Genomic DNA, 20343 nt, shown 5'->3' with positions numbered 1-20343 from the left:
TCGGGCGCCCTCGCCGTGTCCGGGCCGGGCCGGGTTCAGTGGCGGTTGAGCAGGGAGAGGGTCCGGCGGGCCTGGGCCACCACCGCCGCGTCGATGAAGCTGCCGTCGGGGAGGGCCTGGGCGCCCTGGTCCGCGGTGGCCGCCTTGATGACCGTCTCGGCCTGTTCCAGCTCCGCCTCCGTCGGCAGGTAGGCGCGCTCGATGATCGGGAGCTGGCGGGGGTGGATCGCGGCCCGGCCCAGGAAGCCCAGGGCGCGGCCGTGGGCGCAGGACGCGGCGAGGCCGCCCAGGTCACGGGTGTCGGGGTGCACCGACTGGGGCGGCGGGGCGAGCCCGGCCGCCCGTGCCGCGACCACGATCCGGGAGCGTGCCCAGTCGAGGCCGATGTCGTCCCGCACCCCCAGGTCGGCCCGCAGGTCCGCCTCGCCCAGGGAGATGCCCCGCAGCGCGGGGTGCGCGGCGGCGACGGCGAAGGCGTGCTCGATGCCCAGGGCCGATTCGAGCAGGGCGTAGAGGGGGAGGACGCCGGTCCGCTCGGCGACGTGGCGGATCTCGGCGGGGCCGGACACCTTGGGGAGCCGCAGGCCGGCCAGGCCGGGAAGGCCGAGCAGCGCTTCGAGGTCGGCCCGCGCCCACGGCGTGTCCAGGGCGTTGACGCGGACGTGGACCGGGACCGGCTGGGGGTGGGCGAGCAGGCCGGCGGTGGCGGCCCGGGCGCAGTCCTTGCGGTCGGGGGCGACCGCGTCCTCCAGGTCGACCACCACCACGTCCGCGCCGGACGCCAGCGCCTTGGCGACGACGTGCGGCCGGTCGCCGGGGACGTAGAGCCAGGTCAGCGGGAAGGCGGGGGCGGTCATACGGCGCCCTCCGCGCGCAGGGCCCGCAGTTCGGCCCCGGTCAGGCCCAGCTCGCCGAGGACCTCGTCGGTGTCGGCGCCGTGCGGGCGGCCGGTCCAGCGGATCGCGCCGGGGGTGGCCGAGAGCCGGAAGAGGACGTTCTGCATGCGCAGGGGGCCCAGCTCGGGGTCGGGGACGGTGGTGACCGTGTCCAGCGCCTGGTACTGGGGGTCGTCCATGACGTCCCGGACGTCCTGGATCGGGGCCACCGCCGCCTCCGCCTTCTCGAACTCCGACAGCACCTCGGCGCGGGTGCGGGTGGCGATCCAGCCGCCCACCGCCGCGTCCAGGACGTCGGCGTGGGCGGCCCGCCCGGCGCCGGTCGCGAACCACGCCTCGTCGATCAGCTCCGGGCGCCCGACCAGCCGCAGCACGCGTTCCGCGATCGACTGGGCCGAGGTGGAGACGGCGACCCAGCTCCCGTCCGCGGTGCGGTAGGTGTTGCGCGGGGCGTTGTTGGCGGACCGGTTGCCGGTGCGCTCCTGGACGTAACCGAGCTGGTCGTACCAGGTGGGCTGCGGCCCCAGGACGGTCAGGATCGGCTCGATGATGGCCATGTCGACGACCTGGCCCTCGCCGGTGCGGTCCCGGGCGGCGAGCGCGGTCAGCACGCCGTACGCGGTCGCCAGGGCGGCGATGGAGTCGGCGAGCCCGAACGGCGGCAGGGTCGGGGGCGCGTCCGGCTCGCCGGTGATCGCCGCGAAGCCGCTCATCGCCTCGGCGATGGTGCCGAAGCCGGGCCGGTGGGCGTAGGGCCCGAACTGGCCGAAGGCGGTGACCCGGGTCAGGACCAGCCGGGGGTTGGCGGCAGACAGCTCCTCCCAGCCGAGGTCCCACTTCTCCAGGGTGCCCGGCCGGAAGTTCTCGATGATCACATCGGCGGTCGCGGCGAGCCTCAGCAGGGTCGCCCGCCCGCCGGGCCTGGACAGGTTCAGGGTGACGGTCCGCTTGTTGCGGCCGAGGAGCTTCCACCACAGTCCGACGCCGTCCTTGGCCGGACCGTGGCCGCGGGAGGGGTCGGGCTTGGCGGGGTGCTCGACCTTGATGACCTCGGCGCCGAAGTCACCCAGCAGGGTGGCGGCGAGCGGACCGGCGAAGAGGGTGGCGAGATCGAGGACGCGCAGGCCGGCGAGGGGCTGGGGGTGTGGTGTCGTACTCATGCGGTGTACTGGGCCTCGATCTCCGGGCGGTACGGCATCGAGGCCGTCGCCCCTTCCCGCTGCACGGAGAGCGCGGCCGCGGCCGCCGCCCAGGACAGGGCCTCCCGCACCGGCTTCTCCTCGGCCAGGGCGACCGCGAGGGCGCCGACGAAGGTGTCGCCCGCGCCCGTCGAGTCGACGGCGGTCACCCGGGGCGCGGGGACCACGAGCGGCTGTGCGTCGCGGGTGAGGTAGAGGCTGCCGGCCGCGCCCAGGGTGACCACGACCTGCGGCACCAGGTCGAGCAGGGCGGCGGCCGCGTCGCGCGGGTCGGCGCGGTCGGTGAGGGCGGCCGCCTCGCGCTCGTTGGGCACCAGCAGGTCGACGGAGTCAAGGAGTTCGGCGGGCAGCGGCTGGGCCGGGGACGGGGTGAGGATGGTCCGGACACCGTGCCGGCGGGCGGCCTGGGCGCCGGCCACCACCGCCGCGAGCGGGATCTCCAGCTGGAGCAGGAGCGTGTCGGCGGAGGCGATGACGCCCTCGTCGCCGGGGGCGAGATGGTCGACGGTGCCGTTCGCGCCGGGGACCACGACGATCGCGTTGCCGCCCTCGTCGTCCACGACGATGTGCGCGGTGCCGGAGGCGCACTCGATGGTGCGCAGCGAGTCGGTGTCCACGCCGGAGTGTTCGAGGGTCTCGCGCAGCCGGACGCCGTAGGAGTCGTGGCCGACCGCGCCGATCATCGAGACGGTGGCGCCGGCGCGGGCCGCGGCGATCGCCTGGTTGGCGCCCTTGCCGCCGGGGATCGTACGGAAGTCCCGTCCCGTCACGGTCTCGCCGAGCCTGGGGGCCCGCTCCGCGTACGCGACTAGGTCCATGTTCGTGCTGCCGAGTACGGCGATGTGGGTCATGGGCGGGTCGCCTCCAGGCGGGTGAGGTGGGCGAGGGTGTCGAAGCCGGTGCCGTCGAAGTCGGCGACGGAGGTGGCGAGCCGGTTCTTGAGCGGGGTCGTCCAGCGGCCGGGGAGTGCGTCGGGGTCGCCCGCGAGCAGCCCGGCGATCGAGCCGGCCGTCGCGCCGTTGGAGTCGGTGTCCCAGCCGCCGCCGACCGCGCGGCAGACGGAGCCGGTGAGGTCGCCGTCCGCGTGGGTGAGGGCGGCGGCGATCAGGGCGGTGTTGGGGACGGCGTGCACCCAGTGGTGGGTGGCGGAGTGGGCGCGGTGCAGTTCGTCCACGACGGTCTCGAAGTCCTCGTGGGTCCGGGCGAGCCGGATCGCGTCGTCGATCGCGGTGGCGAGGCGGGAGCGGGGCGGTACGACGGAGCGGCCGGCGCGCAGACAGGCGTGGACGTCGTGCCCGCCGGTGGCCGCGGTGGCGATGGCGGCCGCCGTGAACATCGCCGCGTAGACGCCGTTGGCGGTGTGGGTGAGGACGGCGTCGCGGTGGGCCTGCGCGGCCGCGGCGCCCGGGTCGCCGGGGTTGGTCCAGCCGTGCACGTCGGCGCGGATCAGCGCGCCGATCCACTCGCGGAAGGGGTTGCGGTGGCGGGCGGTGTGCGGGGGCTCGACGCCGGAGAGCAGGTTGCGGTAGGCGACGCGCTCGGCGGTGAAGGCACGCCCGGCGGGGAGTTCGTCGAGCCACAGCCGTGCCACGTCGGCGGTGGTGAACCGCCTGCCGTGGCGCTGGAGGAGGACGAGGTTGAGGAGCGGGTAGTTCAGGTCGTCGTCCTCGGGCATGCCGTCGATGTTCTCGGCGAGGGAGGTGGGGGCGGAGCGGCGGTTCCAGGGGTGCGCGGCGAGGAGTTCGGCCGGTACGCCGCGGGCCGTGAAGTAGCGGTTCAGGGGCCAGTTGCCGGCGGCGCGGGCGAGGTCGCGGATGGCGTGCAGCGGCAGCTTCTCGACGGGTTTGCCGAGCAGACAGCCGACAGCCCGCCCCAGCCAGGCCGCTTCGTAGGCGCGGGTGGGCGGGGGCGGGGCGGGGGCGGGAACGCCCACCGGCGCCGGCAGGATGCCGTCGCGCCCGGGTCGTGCCCCGTCAGGGGCGCGGGGAGCTGCGCGACCGGCCCCCACCCACCCGCGGTCGCAGGACGGTCCGCGCCCCTCTCCCCATGGCGCGTCCGGCCAGTCCGGACACAGCGCCTTGATCGGTTCCAGCTCCGTCGGCTCGTCCAACCCGCTCGGCAGATCGGCCAGTTCGTCCAGCAGGTCCTCCGCCAGCTGCCGCAGATAGCGCGACGCCCGGTCCGGCGAGGCACCGGCCCGGCCCGGCGCGTCCGCGCCGCCCGCCGTCCGCCAGCGCGCCTCGATCGCCGACGGCTCCCGGCCGTCCTGCCGGGCCTGGCGCAGTTCATGGCCCAGCAGGTCCTCCGGCTGGACCCAGGTCAGACGGAGCAACTCGGGCCTCCGAGAAGGGCGATGGACTCCTCGTGGGCGCGACGGCGCCCGGTGTCGCGGACGAAGACCTCCCGGGCCACCGCGGCCAGCGTGCGCGGCGGCTCCCACAGGTCGAGACGGCTGGCCTCCGCGACCCGCTTCGACCACTCCTCCGGCACGGCGGACCCGAGCGCACCGGCGATGGCGCCCGCCATCGTGGCGATCGAGTCGCAGTCCCGGCCGTAGTTGACGGAACCGAGGACGCAGTGGCGGTAGTCGCCGCCGGCCACCAGCACCATGCCGAGGGCGACGGGGAGTTCCTCGATCGCGTGGAGGCGGGAGGGGCGGCGGGCGCCGAGCGAGGGGGCGCGGTAGTCGGGGCCGACCGTGTCGTAGGGGGCGACGGCCTCGCGCAGGGGCCCCAGCGCGGACTCGAAGTCGCAGTGGCGTGCGGCCACTTCGCAGACCCGTTCGACCGCCTCGCGGGTGCCGTCCTTCGCCAGCGACAGACACGCGGCGACGACGGAGTCCGGGGTCGCGCCGGGGGCCGCCGCCGCGGCGACGGCCGCCGCGAACACGCCCGCGGCCTCCCGGCCGTACGACGACTGGTGGGCGCCCGCGACGTCCAGCGCCTCGGTGTACGCGGCCCGCGGGTCCGCCGCGTTGACCAGGCCGACCGGTGCCATGTACATCGCCGCGCCGCAGTTGACGATGTTGCCGACGCCGGCCTCCCGGGGGTCGACATGGCCGTAGTGGAGGCGGGCCGCCAGCCATTTCTCCGCGAGGAAGAGCCGCTGGAGGGGGATGGTCTCCGTCTCCAGCTCAGGGATCCAGCGGGGGTTGGTCATCAGGTCGGGGACCAGGTGGTCGGCGACCGCGTACGCGTCGAGGTGGTCGCGGACGCGGTCGTAGACCCGTACCAGCGCGTGGGTCATCAACGTGTCGTCGGTGACGTGCCCGTCGCCCTTGTGGTACGGCGCGATGGGGCGGGCGGTGCGCCAGGCGTCGCCGTTCCAGGGGCCGACGATGCCGCGCACCCGGCCGCCGTGGCGTTCGAGGATCTGGTCGGGGGAGTAGCCCTCGACGGGGCCGCCGAGGGCGTCGCCGACCGCGGCCCCGACGAGGGCCCCGGTGAACCGGTCGTCGAGCGAAGCCTCGGCGCTTTCATCTCCTTTGGGCGTCATGCACCGAATCATCCACCTGGACGGGCCGGTTGTGTGGCTTCCAGGAGTTCGGCGAGTTCCACGAGGTCGGTGCCGGTGAGGCGGGGCAGGGCGCAGCCGGACAGGGTGCGGCAGGCGTCCCGCCAGGGGCGGGGGATCGAGTCGCCGCCGCCGAGCGCGCCGGTGAGCGCGCCGGCCAGGGCGGGGGCCGAGTCGGCGACCCGCGACAGGCACGCGGCGGCGGGTACGGCCTCGGCGATGCGGCCGCGCGCGGCGGTGGCCAGGGCGAGGGCGACCGGGACGGTCTCGGCGGCGGCGATGCCGTAGCTGTAGACGTGGTCGACGATTTGGTGTTCGAGGAGGGGGATCAGGGCGAACGCGGTGTCGGCGGTGCCGGCGAGGGTGAGGGCGTGGCGGGCGTTGCGGCCGATCTCGGTGGACTCGGGGAGTTCGGCGAGGGCCGCGGCCACGCAGGTCTCGACCTCGGCGCCGGCCAGGGCGAGGGAAAGGGCGGCGGCCATGGCGCGGGCGCCGTGCACGCCGTCCCCGTCCTGGGTGTAGCGGGCGTCGAACTCGGCCAGGTCGGCGGCGCGTCGGGGGTCGCCGGGGTGGGCGACGGCGAGCGCGCAGGCACGGACGCAGGCGGCGTCGTCGAAGTAGTGCGGGTTGTCGTGGCCGGTGGCGGGCGGGCGCAGACCGGTGGCGAGGTTGCCGAGCCCTGCGCGGACGGAGATGCGGGCGCGCAGGGGGAGTACGGCCGACTCGATCTCGGGGGCGCGCTGGGCCGCGGCGGCGACCTCGGAGGCGACGGCGGTCCAGGTGAGGTCGATGGCGGCGCGGGTACGGAGCTCTCGGCTGAGGTCGCCGAGGACGGCGTCGTCGCCCGCGCGCAGGACGGCCTCGGCCGCGAACACCGCCCACTCGGCGTCGTCGGAGGGGCCGAGGCGCAGTGGCTCGGGGGGCTGGTTGAGGGCGATGGGGACGGGCAGCGTGGTGGTGGCGTTGTGCTCGGCGAAGGTGTCGAGCTCGCGGGTGAGGCGGCGGGTCCACTCCGGCATCCGGGCGGCCCGGTGCCGGGCGGCGGGCCAGCCCGCGGCGTCCCCCGCGGCCAGCCCCACCAGCATCCCTTCGATCCGGCGCCGGTTCACTCGCCCCCCTCACCGCGGCCGACGCCGAGCGGACTCCGCCCCCCGGCCCCCCGCCCCCTCGCCCGCCCACCGTCCGACTCGGTCACCCGAAGAGCCGGCGCCACGCGTTCCGCCTCGGCGGGCGGTGAGGTCGGTGCCGGGTGTCCCGGTTCGGTCGGTGGTGAGGCTGGTGTCGTGAGGGCGGGGTCGCACGGTGGTGAGGCTGGTGCCGTGAGGGCGGGGTCGCATGGCGGGGAGGCCGGTGTCAGGTGTCCTGGTTCGGTCGGTGGTGAGGCCGGTGCCGGGTGTCCTTGGTCGGTCGGTGGAGAGGCCGGTGCCGTGAGGGCGGGGGCGGTTCCTGTTCGTGCCGCCTCCGTCAGCAGGTCTGCCACCCTCAGTACGTGGTGGCCCGCCATCGACGGGAGGCAGGTGCCGCGGGCCGGGCCGATCGCCGTCGCCCACTCCGGGGGGATCGCCGTCTCCCCGCGTGTCGCTCCCGCCAGCGCGCCGGCCACCGCCGCCGTGGTGTCCGCGTCCCGGCCCATGTTGACGGCCGTGAGCACCGCCTCCCGGAAGTCGCCGTCCGCCGCCGCGTACGCCCCGAAGGCGAGGGCCACCGCCTCCGGGGCCAGGTCGGTCCACGGGTAGCCGCCGATGACGACCGCGGAGCGGACCGCCCGTTCGCCGCGGTGGGCCACCGACACCGCGCGGCGCAGGGAGCGGGCCGTCCAGGAGTCGTCCGGGACCACCGCGAGGGCCGCCGCGATCACCGACGTCGGCGGCGCCCCGGCCATCGCCGCGGCGACCCCCGCCGCCACCGCCTGCCCGCCGTAGATGCCCTCGCCCTCGTGGCTGACGGAGCCGTCGATCGCGACCAGGCGGGCCGCCTCGGCGGGGCGGCCAGCGGCGAAGACGCCGAAGGGCGCGGCCCGCATGGCCAGGCCGTCGCTCCAGGCGTGCCGGTGCTGCGCGGAGATGGGCGCGGCGAGCCCCCGGCGGAGGTTCTCCAGCGTGCCGCGTTCGCTGAAGCCGGCGCCCTTGAAGGGGCCCTCGGCGCGGTCGGCGATCCACTCGTGCCAGGCCGCCTCGACATGGGCGGTGGTCAGCGCCGAGCCGTGCCGGGCGAGCAGCAGACCGGAGAAGATCGCGTACTCCGTGTCGTCCGTACCGGCGGGGTCGTCGCAGACGTATCCGGTGATGCGGCCCCAGCGGGCGCGGATCTCGGAGGGCTTCATGTTCTCCGCCGGTGCCCCGAGCGCGTCGCCCACGGCCAGGCCCAGCAACGCGCCCCGGGCCCGGTCGTGCCGTGGGGAGACGGGCTCTTCGGGGGCGGGGGCCGACGGGGTGCAGACGGTCGATGACATGGGCGGGCCTCTCCGGGAAGGGCTTCGCGCGGGGCGCGGAACCGTTGGCGGATGTGTCCCACCAACGGCGGTTGACCGCAGCCTGGAAGGCCCCTGCATCACCCGGTCGACATATGTGCAGCACTTCGCACACCTGAGCGGTCAGTGGTAAAACCGCAGGTTAGCCCAGCCTTTCCTTGCTGGCGGAGGGGAATGACGGGGCGTAGTGTCAGTGTTGTCGAAAGATAGAACTTGTCCAAAGTTAGCTTTGCCTCAGCTTAGCTGGGTGCTGCTTCCAGATCTGTTGGGGGACTGTCATGGCCGTCATCGAGACCCAGGCGACACTGCACGAGGCGCATCGCGACAACCACACCCACCGCGATGTGAACGGGGGCTGGCTGCGGCCGGCCGTCTTCGGCGCCATGGACGGCCTGGTCTCCAACCTCGCCCTGATGACCGGTGTGGCGGGCGGCGCCGTCAGTCACCGGACCATCGTCATCACCGGGCTCGCCGGCCTCGCCGCCGGCGCCTTCTCCATGGCCGCCGGCGAGTACACCTCCGTCGCCTCGCAGCGCGAGCTCGTCGAGGCCGAGCTGGACGTGGAGCGCGCGGAGCTGCGCAGGCATCCGCAGGACGAGGAGGCCGAGCTGGCCGCGCTCTACGAGGCGCGGGGCGTCGAGCCGGGGCTCGCCCGCGAGGTCGCCCGGCAGCTGTCCGCCGACCCCGAGCAGGCCCTGGAGATACACGCCCGGGAGGAGCTCGGGATCGACCCCGGCGACCTGCCCTCGCCGCTGGTCGCCGCGGTGTCCTCCTTCGGCTCGTTCGCGCTGGGCGCGCTGCTGCCGGTACTGCCCTATCTGCTCGGGGCGGCCGTGCTCTGGCCGGCCCTGCTGCTCGCGTTCGCCGGCCTGTTCGCCTGCGGTGCCGTGGTGGCCAAGGTGACCGCGCGGAGCTGGTGGTTCAGCGGTCTGCGGCAGCTCGCGCTGGGCGGTGCGGCGGCCGGTGTGACGTACGCCCTGGGCAGTCTGTTCGGAACGGCCGTAGGATAGCTCGACTGGTAGCTATGCGTTGGGCCGCATAAGTACCCGTTACTCGCTGGTTTCGAATGCTTAACCACTGGGCATGAGCCGTAAGCGCCGCGGGCAATGACGCCTGTCGTGCACCTCGTGGGGCGTCGATGACGTTCGCCCCGCCCCTCGGGCCGATGGACACGGATCTGTCCGGATCGGTCCCCTGATACTTCGACCGCCTCGCGCGGTACCTGGCCGTATACCCCTACGGCGTCCGCATGTTGGAACGGTGTTTCCAGTTCCCGAGAACCGCTCCATCATGTAACCTGCGTGAAATTTCGCAACAAAAATCGCAGAGGGCCAGCGTCGTCCCTCGGCACCTGCTATATGCCACTGACGACGACGGGAGAGCCGATGCGTACGCCGCGCCAGCCGTCCCAGCACTCCACGAATGGCCAGAACTGGTCGTTCATGGATGCTCGCCCTGCTGCGCAGGGTATGTACGACCCCCGCAACGAGCGCGACGCCTGTGGCGTCGGCTTCGTGGCCACCCTCACCGGCGAGGCGAGCCATGCGCTGGTCGAGCAGGCGCTCACGGTTCTGCGCAACCTGGAGCACCGCGGCGCGACCGGTTCCGAGCCCGACTCCGGTGACGGCGCGGGCATCCTTTCCCAGGTGCCCGACGCGTTCTTCCGCGAGGTGGCCGGATTCGAGCTGCCGACGGCCGGTTCCTACGCCGTCGGTATCGCCTTCCTCCCCGAGGACGGCACCGAGGACGCCGTCTCGCGGATCGAGGCGATCGCCGCCGAGGAGGGCCTCACCGTCCTCGGCTGGCGCGAGGTCCCGGTCGCCCCGGGGCTGCTCGGCGCCACCGCCCGCTCCACCATGCCGGTCTTCCGGCAGGTGTTCGTCACCGACGGCGCCAGCGAGGGCATCGCGCTGGACCGCAAGGCGTTCGTGCTGCGCAAGCGCGCCGAGCGCGAGGCGGGCGTCTACTTCCCGTCGCTGTCCGCGCGGACCGTCGTCTACAAGGGCATGCTGACCACCGGCCAGCTGGAGCCCTTCTTCCCGGACCTGTCCGACCGCCGGTTCGCTTCCGCGATCGCGCTCGTGCACTCCCGGTTCTCCACGAACACCTTCCCGTCGTGGCCGCTCGCGCACCCCTACCGCTTCGTCGCCCACAACGGTGAGATCAACACCGTCAAGGGCAACCGCAACTGGATGGTCGCCCGCGAGTCCCAGCTGGTCTCCGACCTGTTCGGCCCGCAGGACAACCTCGACCGGGTCTTCCCCATCTGTACGCCGGACGCCTCCGACTCGGCGTCCTTCGACGAGGTGCTCGAACTCCTGCACCTGGGCGGGCGTTCGCTGCCGCACTCCGTGCTGATGATGATCCCGGAGGCGTGGGAGAACCACGACTCCATGGACCCGGCCCGCCGCGCCTTCTACGGCTTCCACTCCACGATGATGGAGCCCTGGGACGGCCCCGCCTGCGTCACCTTCACCGACGGCTCCCAGGTCGGCGCCGTTCTCGACCGCAACGGTCTGCGCCCCGGCCGCTACTGGGTCACCGACGAGGGCCTGGTCGTCCTCGGCTCCGAGGTCGGCGTCCTCGACATCGACCCCGCCAGGGTCGTCCGCAAGGGCCGGCTCCAGCCCGGCAAGATGTTCCTCGTCGACACCGTCGAGCACCGCATCATCGAGGACGACGAGATCAAGGCGACCCTCGCCGCCGAACAGCCCTACGCGGAGTGGCTGGAGGCCGGCGAGATCGAGCTGGGCGACCTGCCCGAGCGCGAGCACATCGTCCACACCCACGCCTCGGTCACCCGCCGCCAGCAGACCTTCGGCTACACCGAGGAAGAGCTGCGCGTCCTCCTCGCGCCGATGGCCAAGGCCGGCGCCGAGCCGATCGGCTCGATGGGCACGGACAGCCCGATCGCCGCGCTCTCCGAGCGCCCGCGGCTGCTCTTCGACTACTTCACCCAGCTGTTCGCGCAGGTCACCAACCCGCCGCTGGACGCCATCCGCGAGGAGCTCGTGACCTCGCTGCGCTCGTCCCTCGGCCCGGCCGGCAACCTGCTCGACCCGACGGCCGCGTCCTGCCGCTCCGTCGTGCTGCCCTTCCCGGTGATCGACAACGACGAGCTGGCCAAGCTCATCCACATCAACGCCGACGGCGACATGCCCGGCTTCAAGGCCGCGACCCTGTCCGGTCTGTTCCGGGTCTCCGGCGGCGGCGACTCCCTCGCCGCGCGCATCGGGGAGATCTGCGCCGAGGCCGACGCCGCCATCGAGAACGGCGCCCGGCTCATCGTCCTGTCGGACCGTCACTCGGACGCCGAGCACGCGCCGATCCCGTCGCTGCTGCTCACCGCGGCCGTCCACCACCACCTCATCCGCACCAAGCAGCGCACCCACGTGGGCCTGCTCGTCGAGGCCGGTGACGTCCGCGAGGTCCACCACGTCGCCCTGCTGATCGGCTTCGGCGCCGCCGCCGTCAACCCCTACCTGGCCATGGAGTCCGTCGAGGACCTGGTCCGCGCGGGCACCTTCCTGCCGGGCATGGAGTCCGAGCAGGCCATCCGCAACCTGATCTACGCCCTCGGCAAGGGCGTCCTGAAGGTCATGTCCAAGATGGGCATCTCGACGGTCGCCTCCTACCGCGGCGCCCAGGTCTTCGAGGCCGTCGGTCTCGAAGCGGGCTTCGTCGAGAAGTACTTCAACGGCACCGCCTCCAAGATCGGCGGCGTCGGCATCGACGTCGTCGCCAAGGAGGTCGCCGCCCGCCACGCCAAGGCCTACCCGGCCTCCGGCATCGCGCCGGCCCACCGCGCCCTCGACATAGGCGGCGAGTACCAGTGGCGCCGCGAGGGCGAGCCGCACCTGTTCGACCCGGAGACGGTCTTCCGCCTCCAGCACTCGACGCGCGCGAACCGCTACGACATCTTCAAGAAGTACACGGACCGAGTGAACGAGCAGTCCGAGCGCCTCATGACGCTCCGCGGCCTGTTCGGCTTCAGGTCCGACCGCCCGTCGATCCCCGTCGACGAGGTCGAGCCGGTCTCCGAGATCGTCAAGCGCTTCTCGACCGGTGCCATGTCGTACGGCTCCATCTCGCGCGAGGCCCACGAGACCCTCGCCATCGCCATGAACCAGCTGGGCGGCAAGTCCAACACCGGTGAGGGCGGCGAGGACCCGGACCGCCTGTACGACCCGGCACGGCGCAGCGCCATCAAGCAGGTCGCCTCCGGCCGCTTCGGCGTGACCTCCGAGTACCTGGTCAACGCGGACGACATCCAGATCAAGATGGCCCAGGGCGCCAAGCCCGGCGAGGGCGGCCAGCTGCCCGGCCACAAGGTCTACCCGTGGGTCGCCAAGACGCGTCACTCGACGCCGGGCGTCGGCCTGATCTCGCCGCCGCCGCACCACGACATCTACTCCATCGAAGACCTCGCCCAGCTGATCCACGACCTGAAGAACGCCAACCCGAAGGCCCGGATCCACGTCAAGCTGGTCTCCGAGGTCGGCGTCGGCACGGTCGCGGCGGGTGTCTCCAAGGCCCACGCGGACGTCGTGCTCATCTCCGGTCACGACGGCGGCACGGGTGCCTCCCCGCTGACCTCGCTGAAGCACGCGGGCGGTCCCTGGGAGCTCGGCCTCGCCGAGACCCAGCAGACCCTGCTGCTCAACGGCCTGCGCGACCGCATCGTCGTGCAGACCGACGGCCAGCTGAAGACCGGCCGTGACGTGGTCATCGCCGCGCTGCTCGGCGCCGAGGAGTTCGGTTTCGCGACCGCGCCGCTCGTCGTCTCCGGCTGCATCATGATGCGCGTCTGCCACCTCGACACCTGCCCGGTCGGCGTCGCCACCCAGAACCCGGTGCTGCGCGACCGCTTCTCCGGCAAGGCCGAGTACGTGGTGAACTTCTTCAAGTTCATCGCCGAGGAGGTCCGCGAGATCCTCGCCGAGCTGGGCTTCCGCACCATCGAGGAGGCCGTCGGCCACGCGGAGGCGCTCGACGTCACCCGTGCCGTGAACCACTGGAAGGCGCAGGGCCTGGACCTGGCCCCGCTCTTCTACGTGCCCGAGCTGCCCGAGGGCGCCTCCCTGCACCGGACCGTCGCGCAGGACCACGGCCTGGAGAAGGCCCTGGACAACGAGCTGATCAAGCTCGCCTCCGACGCCCTGGCCGCCTCCAGCGCCACCGACGCCCAGCCGGTGCGCGCCCAGATCAAGGTGCGCAACATCAACCGCACGGTCGGCACCATGCTCGGCCACGAGGTGACGAAGAAGTTCGGCGGCGCGGGACTGCCCGACGACACCATCGACATCACCTTCACCGGCTCGGCCGGCCAGTCCTTCGGCGCCTTCCTGCCGCGCGGTGTCACGCTCCGCCTGGAGGGCGACGCCAACGACTACGTCGGCAAGGGCCTCTCCGGCGGCCGTGTCGTCGTCCGTCCGGACCGGGCGGCCGACCACCTCGCCGAGTACTCGACGATCGCGGGCAACACCATCGCGTACGGCGCGACCGGCGGCGAGCTGTTCCTGCGCGGCCGTACCGGCGAGCGGTTCTGCGTCCGCAACTCCGGCGCGCTGGTGGTCTCGGAGGGCGTGGGCGACCACGGCTGCGAGTACATGACCGGCGGCCGGGCGGTCGTCCTCGGCGAGACGGGCCGCAACTTCGCGGCCGGCATGTCCGGTGGCGTCGCGTACGTCATCGACCTGAACGTCGACAACGTCAACTCCGGCAACGTCGGCGCCGTCGAGGCCCTCGACGACACCGACGGGCAGTGGCTGCACGACGTGGTGCGCCGCCACGCCGAGGAGACCGGCTCCACGGTCGCCGAGAAGCTGCTGGCCGACTGGGACGCGGCCGTACAGCGGTTCAGCAAGATCATCCCCAGCACGTACAAGGCAGTGCTCGCCGCCAAGGACGCCGCCGAGCGAGCGGGTCTCTCCGAGACCGAGACCCACGAGAAGATGATGGAGGCGGCGATCAATGGCTGACCCGAAGGGCTTCCTGAACCACGGCCGTGAGGTCGCCAAGACCCGTCCCGTCACCGAGCGTGTCAAGGACTGGAACGAGGTCTACGTCCCGGGTTCGCTGCTGCCGATCATCAGCAAGCAGGCCAGCCGGTGCATGGACTGCGGCATTCCGTTCTGCCACAACGGCTGCCCGCTCGGGAACCTGATCCCCGAGTGGAACGACTTCGCCTACCGCGAGGACTGGACGGCGGCCTCCGAGCGCCTGCACGCCACGAACAACTTCCCGGAGTTCACGGGCCGCCTGTGCCCGGCCCCGTGCGAGTCGGCGTGCGTGCTCGGCATCAACCAGCCGGCCGTCACCATCAAGAACGTCGAGGTCTCGATCATCGACAAGGCGTGGGACGAGGGCACCGTAGCCCCGCAGTCCCCCGAGCGCCTGTCGGGCAAGACCGTCGCCGTGATCGGCTCGGGCCCGGCGGGCCTCGCCGCCGCCCAGCAGCTGACCCGGGCCGGCCACACGGTCGCCGTCTACGAGCGCGCCGACCGCATCGGCGGCCTGCTCCGCTACGGCATCCCCGAGTTCAAGATGGAGAAGCGGCACATCAACCGCCGTATCGAGCAGATGCGCGCGGAGGGCACCCGCTTCCGTACCGGTATCGAGATCGGCGTCGACCTCAAGGCGACCGACCTCAAGAAGCGGTACGACGCGGTCGTCATCGCCGCCGGCGCCACCACCGCCCGCGACCTCCCGGTCCCCGGCCGTGAGCTCAAGGGCGTCTACCAGGCGATGGAGTTCCTGCCGCTGGCCAACAAGGTCCAGGAGGGCGACTACGTGGTGTCGCCCATCTCGGCCGAGGGCAAGCACGTGGTCGTGATCGGCGGCGGCGACACCGGCGCGGACTGCGTCGGCACCGCCCACCGCCAGGGCGCGGCCTCCGTCACCCAGCTGGAGATCATGCCCCGGCCGGGCGAGGACCGCGCGCCGAACCAGCCGTGGCCGACCTTCCCGATGCTCTACAAGGTCACCTCGGCGCACGAGGAGGGCGGCGAGCGGGTCTACTCCGTCTCCACCACCCACTTCGAGGGCGACGAGGACGGCAACGTCCAGTGGCTGCACCTCACCGAGGTGGAGTTCGTCGAGGGCAGGCTGACCCCGAAGCCGGGCACCGAGCGCAAGATCCCGGCCCAGCTGGTCACCCTCGCCATGGGCTTCACCGGCACCGACCGGGTGAACGGTGTCGTGGACCAGTTCGGTCTCGAACTCGACGAGCGCGGCAACGTCGCCCGCGACGCCGACTTCCAGACCAACGTCCCCGGTGTCTTCGTCGCCGGTGACGCGGGCCGCGGCCAGTCGCTCATCGTCTGGGCGATCGCCGAGGGCCGCTCGGCCGCCAAGGGCGTCGACCGCTTCCTGACGGGCGCGAGCGACCTCCCGGCCCCGATCCGCCCGACGGACCGCTCCCTGATGGTCTGAGCCACCGGCTCACCGAACGTCCCGTACAACGGCGTACGGAACACAGACGGCGCCTGCCCCACAGTCCCCGACCGGACGATGGGCAGGCGCCGCCGCATTTGTGCTGATCAAGTAATGTCGGCCTCCTGACCATGAGTTGAGGGGGAGCAGGATGGCCGCGATCAGTCTCGACAAGGTGGAGCAGGACGCGCCCGCTCTGGTGGGGGCCTACCGGAGCGCCGGGATCTCGCTCACCAAGCACGGACTCGACGGGCTGCGGGCCGCCGTCTACCTGGTGGTCGACTACTCCGGCTCCATGAAGCCGTACTACGCGGACGGCAGCGTGCAGGCGCTCGCCGACCGGGTGCTGGGCCTGTCCGCGCACCTGGACGACGACGGGCGGGTGCCGGTGGTGTTCTTCTCCACCGACATCGACGCGGTCACCGACATCGAACTGGCCGGGCACCAGGGCCGTATCGAGAAGATCGCGGCCGGGCTCGGGCACATGGGGAAGACCAGCTACCACCTGGCCATGGACGCCGTCATCGACCACTACCTCGACAGCGGGTCCACCGCGCCCGCCCTGGTCGTCTTCCAGACCGACGGCGGTCCGATCAACAAGCTCGCCGCGGAACGGTACCTGTGCAAGGCGGCGAAGCTGCCGCTGTTCTGGCAGTTCGTCGGCTTCGGCGACGCGGGCAGCAAGCAGTTCGACTTCCTGCGCCGGCTCGACGACCTCCCGGTGCCGGCCAAGCGGGTCGTGGACAACGCGGGCTTCTTCCACGCCGGTTCGGACCCCATGGAGGTACCGGACGGCGTGCTGTACGACCGCCTCGTCGGCGACTTCCCGCAGTGGCTGGCGGCGGCGCGGACGGCGGGCATCGTGCGGGCGGGCTGAACTCACGCGGCCCCGTTGGCTGGAGCGCCCCGGCGTGCCACCCTGAGGGGTGATCCGGCGGGGAGGCGACGCGACGTATGGACGACGCGGCACGAACGGTGAACGGCTCGGCACGGGTGGGGAGTTCCGCGCGCAGGGACGACCCCCCGGGCAAGGGCGAGAAGCTCGCGGACTGGGCCGACGACCGGCTGGGACTGTACTCCCTGGCCAAGGCCAACATGCGCAAGGTGTTCCCGGACCACTGGTCCTTCATGCTGGGTGAGGTCTGCCTCTACAGCTTCCTCATCCTGATCCTCACCGGCGTCTACCTGACCCTGTTCTTCGAGCCCAGCGGCGCCGAGGTCGTCTACCACGGCACCTACGAGCCGATGAACGGCATCATCATGACCAAGGCGTACGAGTCGACGCTGCACATCAGCTTCGACGTGCGCGGCGGACTGCTGATCCGGCAGATCCACCACTGGGCGGCGCTGGTCTTCGTGGCCGGGATGGTCGTCCACATGATGCGGGTGTTCTTCACGGGCGCCTTCCGCAAGCCGCGCGAGGTCAACTGGCTGCTCGGCTGGACCCTGCTGTTCCTGGCCATCCTCACCGGCCTGACCGGCTACTCGCTCCCCGACGACCTGCTCTCCGGCACCGGCGTCCGGTTCGCCGACGGCGCGATCCTGTCGATCCCGATCGTCGGGACGTACATCTCGATGTTCCTGTTCGGCGGGGAGTTCCCGGGCCACGACATCATCTCGCGGTTCTTCCCGATCCACGTCCTGCTGCTGCCCGGGATCATGCTCGGGCTGGTCGTCGCCCACCTGATCCTGGTCTTCTACCACAAGCACACCCAGTACCCGGGGCCCGGACACGACCAGAAGAGCGTGGTCGGCATGCCCTTCCTGCCCGTCTACATGGCCAAGGCCGGCGGATTCTTCTTCCTCGTCTTCGGCGTCCTCGCGCTCATGGGCGGCATCGCCACGGTCAACCCCGTGTGGGCGTTCGGCCCCTACCGGCCCGACCTGGTCACCACCGGCGCGCAGCCCGACTGGTACCTGGGCTTCTCCGAGGGGCTGATCCGGGTGATGCCGGGGTGGGAGATCAACGCCTGGGGGCACACCCTGGAACTGGGCGTGCTGATCCCGTTCTCGGTCTTCCCGCTGTTCCTGCTGGCCATCGGCGTCTACCCGTTCATCGAGGGGTGGATCACCGGCGACAGGCGGGAGCACCACATCCTCGACCGGCCGCGCAACGCGCCCGTCCGCACCGCCCTCGGCGTGGCCTGGCTCAGCCTCTACTTCGTGCTGCTGCTCGGCGGCGGCAACGACGTCGTCGCCACCCATCTCCATCTCTCCATCAACTCGATCACCTGGTTCGTCCGGATCTCCGTCCTCGTCGTCCCCGTGCTGGCCTTCGTCGTCACCAAGCGGGTCTGCCTCGGACTCCAGCGCCGCGACCGCGACAAGGTCCTGCACGGCAGGGAGACCGGCCTCATCAAGCTGCTCCCGCACGGCGAGTACATCGAGGTCCACGAACCCCTCGGCCAGGAAAGCCTGTTCACCCTCACCCAGCACGAGCAGAACCCGCCGTACGAACTCGGCCCGCTGGAGGACGCGGGCGGGGTACGGCGCAGGGTCACCGTCACCCAGCGGGTGCGCGCGAGCCTGGCCAGGGCGATGTTCGGCCCGGACACCCACATCCCGAAGCCGACGCAGGAGGAGTACCGGGAGCTCACGAGCGGGGACCACCACTGATCGCCCCGAGGGGAAGCGCCCCCTTCGGGGGCACGGGGAACTGCGCGACCAGCCCCCACCGGCCCGCAGCTAACGACGATCGAGCACCACCCCTCTGCACTCTTCCGGCGTCCCCCAAGCACCCCGCAGGGCCCGTGCCTTGGTCAGCCAGAGCGACAGGTCGTACTCCGCGGTGTAGCCGATCGCGCCATGCAGTTGCAGAGCGGCCCCCGCACTCACACACGCCGCCTCGCACGCGCTGAGCTTCGCCGCGGCCACATCCGACGGAGTCATCGTCACCGCCGCCCCGAAGACCAGCGGCCGGGCGAACTCCAAGGCGATCTTCGCGTCGGCCAACCGGTGCTTGACCGCCTGGAACGACCCGATCGGCACCCCGAACTGAGTTCGCTGCCTGACGTACGCCACCGTTCTGTCGAGCAGCGCCAGACCCACCCCCAACGCCTGCGCGGCCGTGGCGAGCCGCGTCCAGGGCAGCGCCTGCGCCCACGCCGGCTCCGCGCTGATCAGCTCACCGACCGGAGGCAGCGGTGTCAGCCGACGCGCGGGGTCCAGCGACCGGCGCACCGGACCGGCACCGGGCGACAACCGCAGCCCGTCCGGCGTCGCGGCGAGCCGCAGCCCCGCCACGTCCCCGTCCAGCGCGTGTCCGTACCCGTGCTCGACGAAGTCCGTCGTCACCGTGGCGATCGTCTCGCCCACCGCGATCCCCGGCAGAAACCGCTTGGCGAGGTCGGCACTCTCAGCGAGCAGCACCGCCGCGGCCACCGTCTCCACCAGCGGCCCCGGCACCGCATGGCGCCCCAACTCGACGAAGGCCAAGGCGAGTTCGACAGGTCTGCGCCCCACCCCGCCGTACTCCTCCGGTACCGCAAGCCCGAACACCCCCGCCTCGCCCACCCGCCCCCACAACGCCCGCCCGCTCGCATGCTCCCCGCGGCTCCAGTCCCGTACCACGGCCGGCGTGTCCGCTGCCGCGAGCAGCGCCCGGAGCGAGGCCGCGAAGTCCCGCTGTTCGGTGTCGAGGAGGAAGCGCATGTCAGCGGCGTCCCTTCGGCAGGCCGAGCAGGCGCTCGGCGATGATGTCGCGCTGGATCTCGTTGGTGCCCGCGTAGACGGGGCCCGCGAGCGAGAAGACGTACCCCTCGGACCACGGGGTGTCGGCCAACTCGCCCTCCGCACCCAGCAGATCGAGCGCCGTGTCGTGCAGCGCCAGGTCCAGCTCGGACCAGAACACCTTGTTCAGACTGGACTCCGGGCCCAGGGACTCGCCGTCCAGGAAGCGGGAGGCGGCCGCGTAGGTGAAGAGCTGATACGCGCGGGCGCCGATGACCGCGTCGGCCACCCGGGCTGCCGCGGACTCCGGGGCGCCCTGCGCCCGCCAGAGGTGCAGCAACCGGTCGGCGGCGGCCAGGAACCGGCCCGGTGACCGCAGTGTCAGCCCCCGCTCGTTGCCCGTCGCCGACATCGCGATCCGCCATCCCTGGCCCGGCTCGCCGATCACGTCCGCGTCGGGCACGAACACCTCGTCCAGGAACAGCTCGGCGAACGCCGGCTTGCCGTCGAGGCGGCCGACGGGACGGACCGTCACACCCGGCGCGCGCAGGTCGAACATCAGGTAGGTGAGGCCCTGGTGCGGCTTCGGGGCGTGCGGATCGCTGCGGAACAGGCCGAACGCGCGGTCCGCGAAGGCCGCCCGCGACGACCAGGTCTTCTGGCCGCCGAGCAGCCAGCCGCCGTCCGTCCGCACCGCCCGGGAGGTGAGCGAGGCCAGGTCGGAGCCGGCCTCCGGCTCGGACCAGGCCTGGGCCCACACCACCTCGCCGGTGGCCATCGGCGGCAGCACCCGGGCCCGCTGCTCCTCCGTCCCGTGCTCGAAGAGGGTCGGCGCGAGCAGGCTGACGCCGTTCTGGCCGACCCGGCCCGGGGCGCCCGCCGCGTAGTACTCCTCCTCGAAGACCAGCCAGCGGACCAGTCCGGCGTCCCGGCCGCCGTACCGCCGCGGCCAGGACACCACCGACCAGCGGTCCGCGGCCAGTTCGGCCTCCCAGGCGCGGTGCGCCGCGAAGCCCGCCGCGGTCTCCAGCGAGGGCAGCGGGGGGTCGGGCACGTGCTCCGCCAGCCAGGCGCGGGCCTCGGCGCGGAACTCCTCGTCGGCCGGGGCGCGGGTCAGGTCCACAGTCGCTGTCGCCGTCCTTCCCTGATCCTTCCCTAACAA

General features: G+C 72.6%; 14 protein-coding genes. 5 read left to right on the top strand and 9 right to left on the bottom strand.

What is annotated here, in order from left to right; translation table 11 throughout:
* Window positions 1–35: 35 nt before the first annotated feature.
* Genes ACZ619_RS04320 through ACZ619_RS04290 form a run of 7 tightly spaced genes read right to left on the bottom strand, consistent with a single transcriptional unit; the run spans window position 36 to window position 8060 of the window.
* Window positions 36–857, bottom strand: coding sequence for an HpcH/HpaI aldolase/citrate lyase family protein (locus ACZ619_RS04320; protein ID WP_469593903.1), 822 nt, complete (start codon window positions 855–857; stop codon window positions 36–38).
* Window positions 854–2056: a CaiB/BaiF CoA transferase family protein gene (locus tag ACZ619_RS04315; RefSeq protein ID WP_469593902.1), complete on the bottom strand. Its 1203-nt coding sequence runs from the start codon at window positions 2054–2056 to the stop codon at window positions 854–856. The genes ACZ619_RS04320 and ACZ619_RS04315 overlap by 4 nt, the downstream gene beginning before the upstream one ends.
* Complete coding sequence (gene rbsK / locus ACZ619_RS04310; RefSeq protein WP_469593899.1) at window positions 2053–2946, bottom strand: ribokinase; 894 nt, start codon at window positions 2944–2946, stop codon at window positions 2053–2055. Before rbsK ends, ACZ619_RS04315 begins: the two co-directional genes overlap by 4 nt.
* The gene (locus ACZ619_RS04305) at window positions 2943–4427 is read right to left on the bottom strand and encodes an ADP-ribosylglycohydrolase family protein (RefSeq protein WP_469593896.1); all 1485 of its coding nucleotides are present in this window, start codon (window positions 4425–4427) and stop codon (window positions 2943–2945) included. The genes rbsK and ACZ619_RS04305 overlap by 4 nt, the downstream gene beginning before the upstream one ends.
* Window positions 4415–5590 (bottom strand): ADP-ribosylglycohydrolase family protein, encoded by a 1176-nt coding sequence (locus ACZ619_RS04300; RefSeq protein WP_469593894.1) that lies wholly within the window; start codon window positions 5588–5590, stop codon window positions 4415–4417. Before ACZ619_RS04300 ends, ACZ619_RS04305 begins: the two co-directional genes overlap by 13 nt.
* A gap of 8 nt (window positions 5591–5598) precedes the next feature.
* On the bottom strand, window positions 5599–6717 hold the full coding sequence (locus ACZ619_RS04295) for an ADP-ribosylglycohydrolase family protein (protein WP_469593892.1): 1119 nt from the start codon (window positions 6715–6717) through the stop codon (window positions 5599–5601).
* The gene (locus ACZ619_RS04290) at window positions 6714–8060 is read right to left on the bottom strand and encodes an ADP-ribosylglycohydrolase family protein (RefSeq protein WP_469593889.1); all 1347 of its coding nucleotides are present in this window, start codon (window positions 8058–8060) and stop codon (window positions 6714–6716) included. The genes ACZ619_RS04295 and ACZ619_RS04290 overlap by 4 nt, the downstream gene beginning before the upstream one ends.
* A gap of 296 nt (window positions 8061–8356) precedes the next feature.
* Between ACZ619_RS04290 and ACZ619_RS04285 the strand changes: the two genes are divergently transcribed.
* The 5 genes from ACZ619_RS04285 to qcrB all read left to right on the top strand — a co-directional run bounded on the left by ACZ619_RS04285 (window position 8357) and on the right by qcrB (window position 18128).
* Window positions 8357–9088, top strand: coding sequence for a VIT1/CCC1 transporter family protein (locus ACZ619_RS04285; protein ID WP_469593886.1), 732 nt, complete (start codon window positions 8357–8359; stop codon window positions 9086–9088).
* Window positions 9089–9547: 459 nt separating this feature from the next.
* Window positions 9548–14059, top strand: coding sequence for a glutamate synthase large subunit (gene gltB / locus ACZ619_RS04280; protein WP_469594497.1), 4512 nt, complete (start codon window positions 9548–9550; stop codon window positions 14057–14059).
* Window positions 14052–15512 carry a glutamate synthase subunit beta gene (locus ACZ619_RS04275; RefSeq protein WP_469593884.1) on the top strand — a complete coding sequence of 487 codons (1461 nt, stop codon included), beginning with the start codon at window positions 14052–14054 and terminating at the stop codon, window positions 15510–15512. Before gltB ends, ACZ619_RS04275 begins: the two co-directional genes overlap by 8 nt.
* A gap of 151 nt (window positions 15513–15663) precedes the next feature.
* Window positions 15664–16389: a VWA domain-containing protein gene (locus ACZ619_RS04270; protein ID WP_469593882.1), complete on the top strand. Its 726-nt coding sequence runs from the start codon at window positions 15664–15666 to the stop codon at window positions 16387–16389.
* A 77-nt stretch (window positions 16390–16466) separates the two neighbouring features.
* Window positions 16467–18128, top strand: a complete 1662-nt coding sequence (gene qcrB, locus ACZ619_RS04265) for a cytochrome bc1 complex cytochrome b subunit (protein ID WP_469593880.1) — start codon at window positions 16467–16469, stop codon at window positions 18126–18128.
* A 69-nt stretch (window positions 18129–18197) separates the two neighbouring features.
* Here qcrB and ACZ619_RS04260 read toward each other — a convergent pair whose 3' ends face one another.
* A complete protein-coding gene (locus ACZ619_RS04260) occupies window positions 18198–19163 on the bottom strand; it encodes an acyl-CoA dehydrogenase family protein (protein ID WP_469593878.1) in 966 nt (321 codons plus the stop codon).
* 1 nt (window position 19164) lies between these two features.
* Window positions 19165–20304 carry an acyl-CoA dehydrogenase family protein gene (locus ACZ619_RS04255; RefSeq protein ID WP_469593876.1) on the bottom strand — a complete coding sequence of 380 codons (1140 nt, stop codon included), beginning with the start codon at window positions 20302–20304 and terminating at the stop codon, window positions 19165–19167.
* Between the last annotated feature and the right edge of the window lie 39 nt (window positions 20305–20343).

Source organism: Streptomyces sp. NPDC104367, assembly GCF_055583825.1.
The sequence above is the reverse complement of the archived record's forward strand: the minus strand, read 5'-3'. Positions and strand labels throughout refer to the sequence as shown.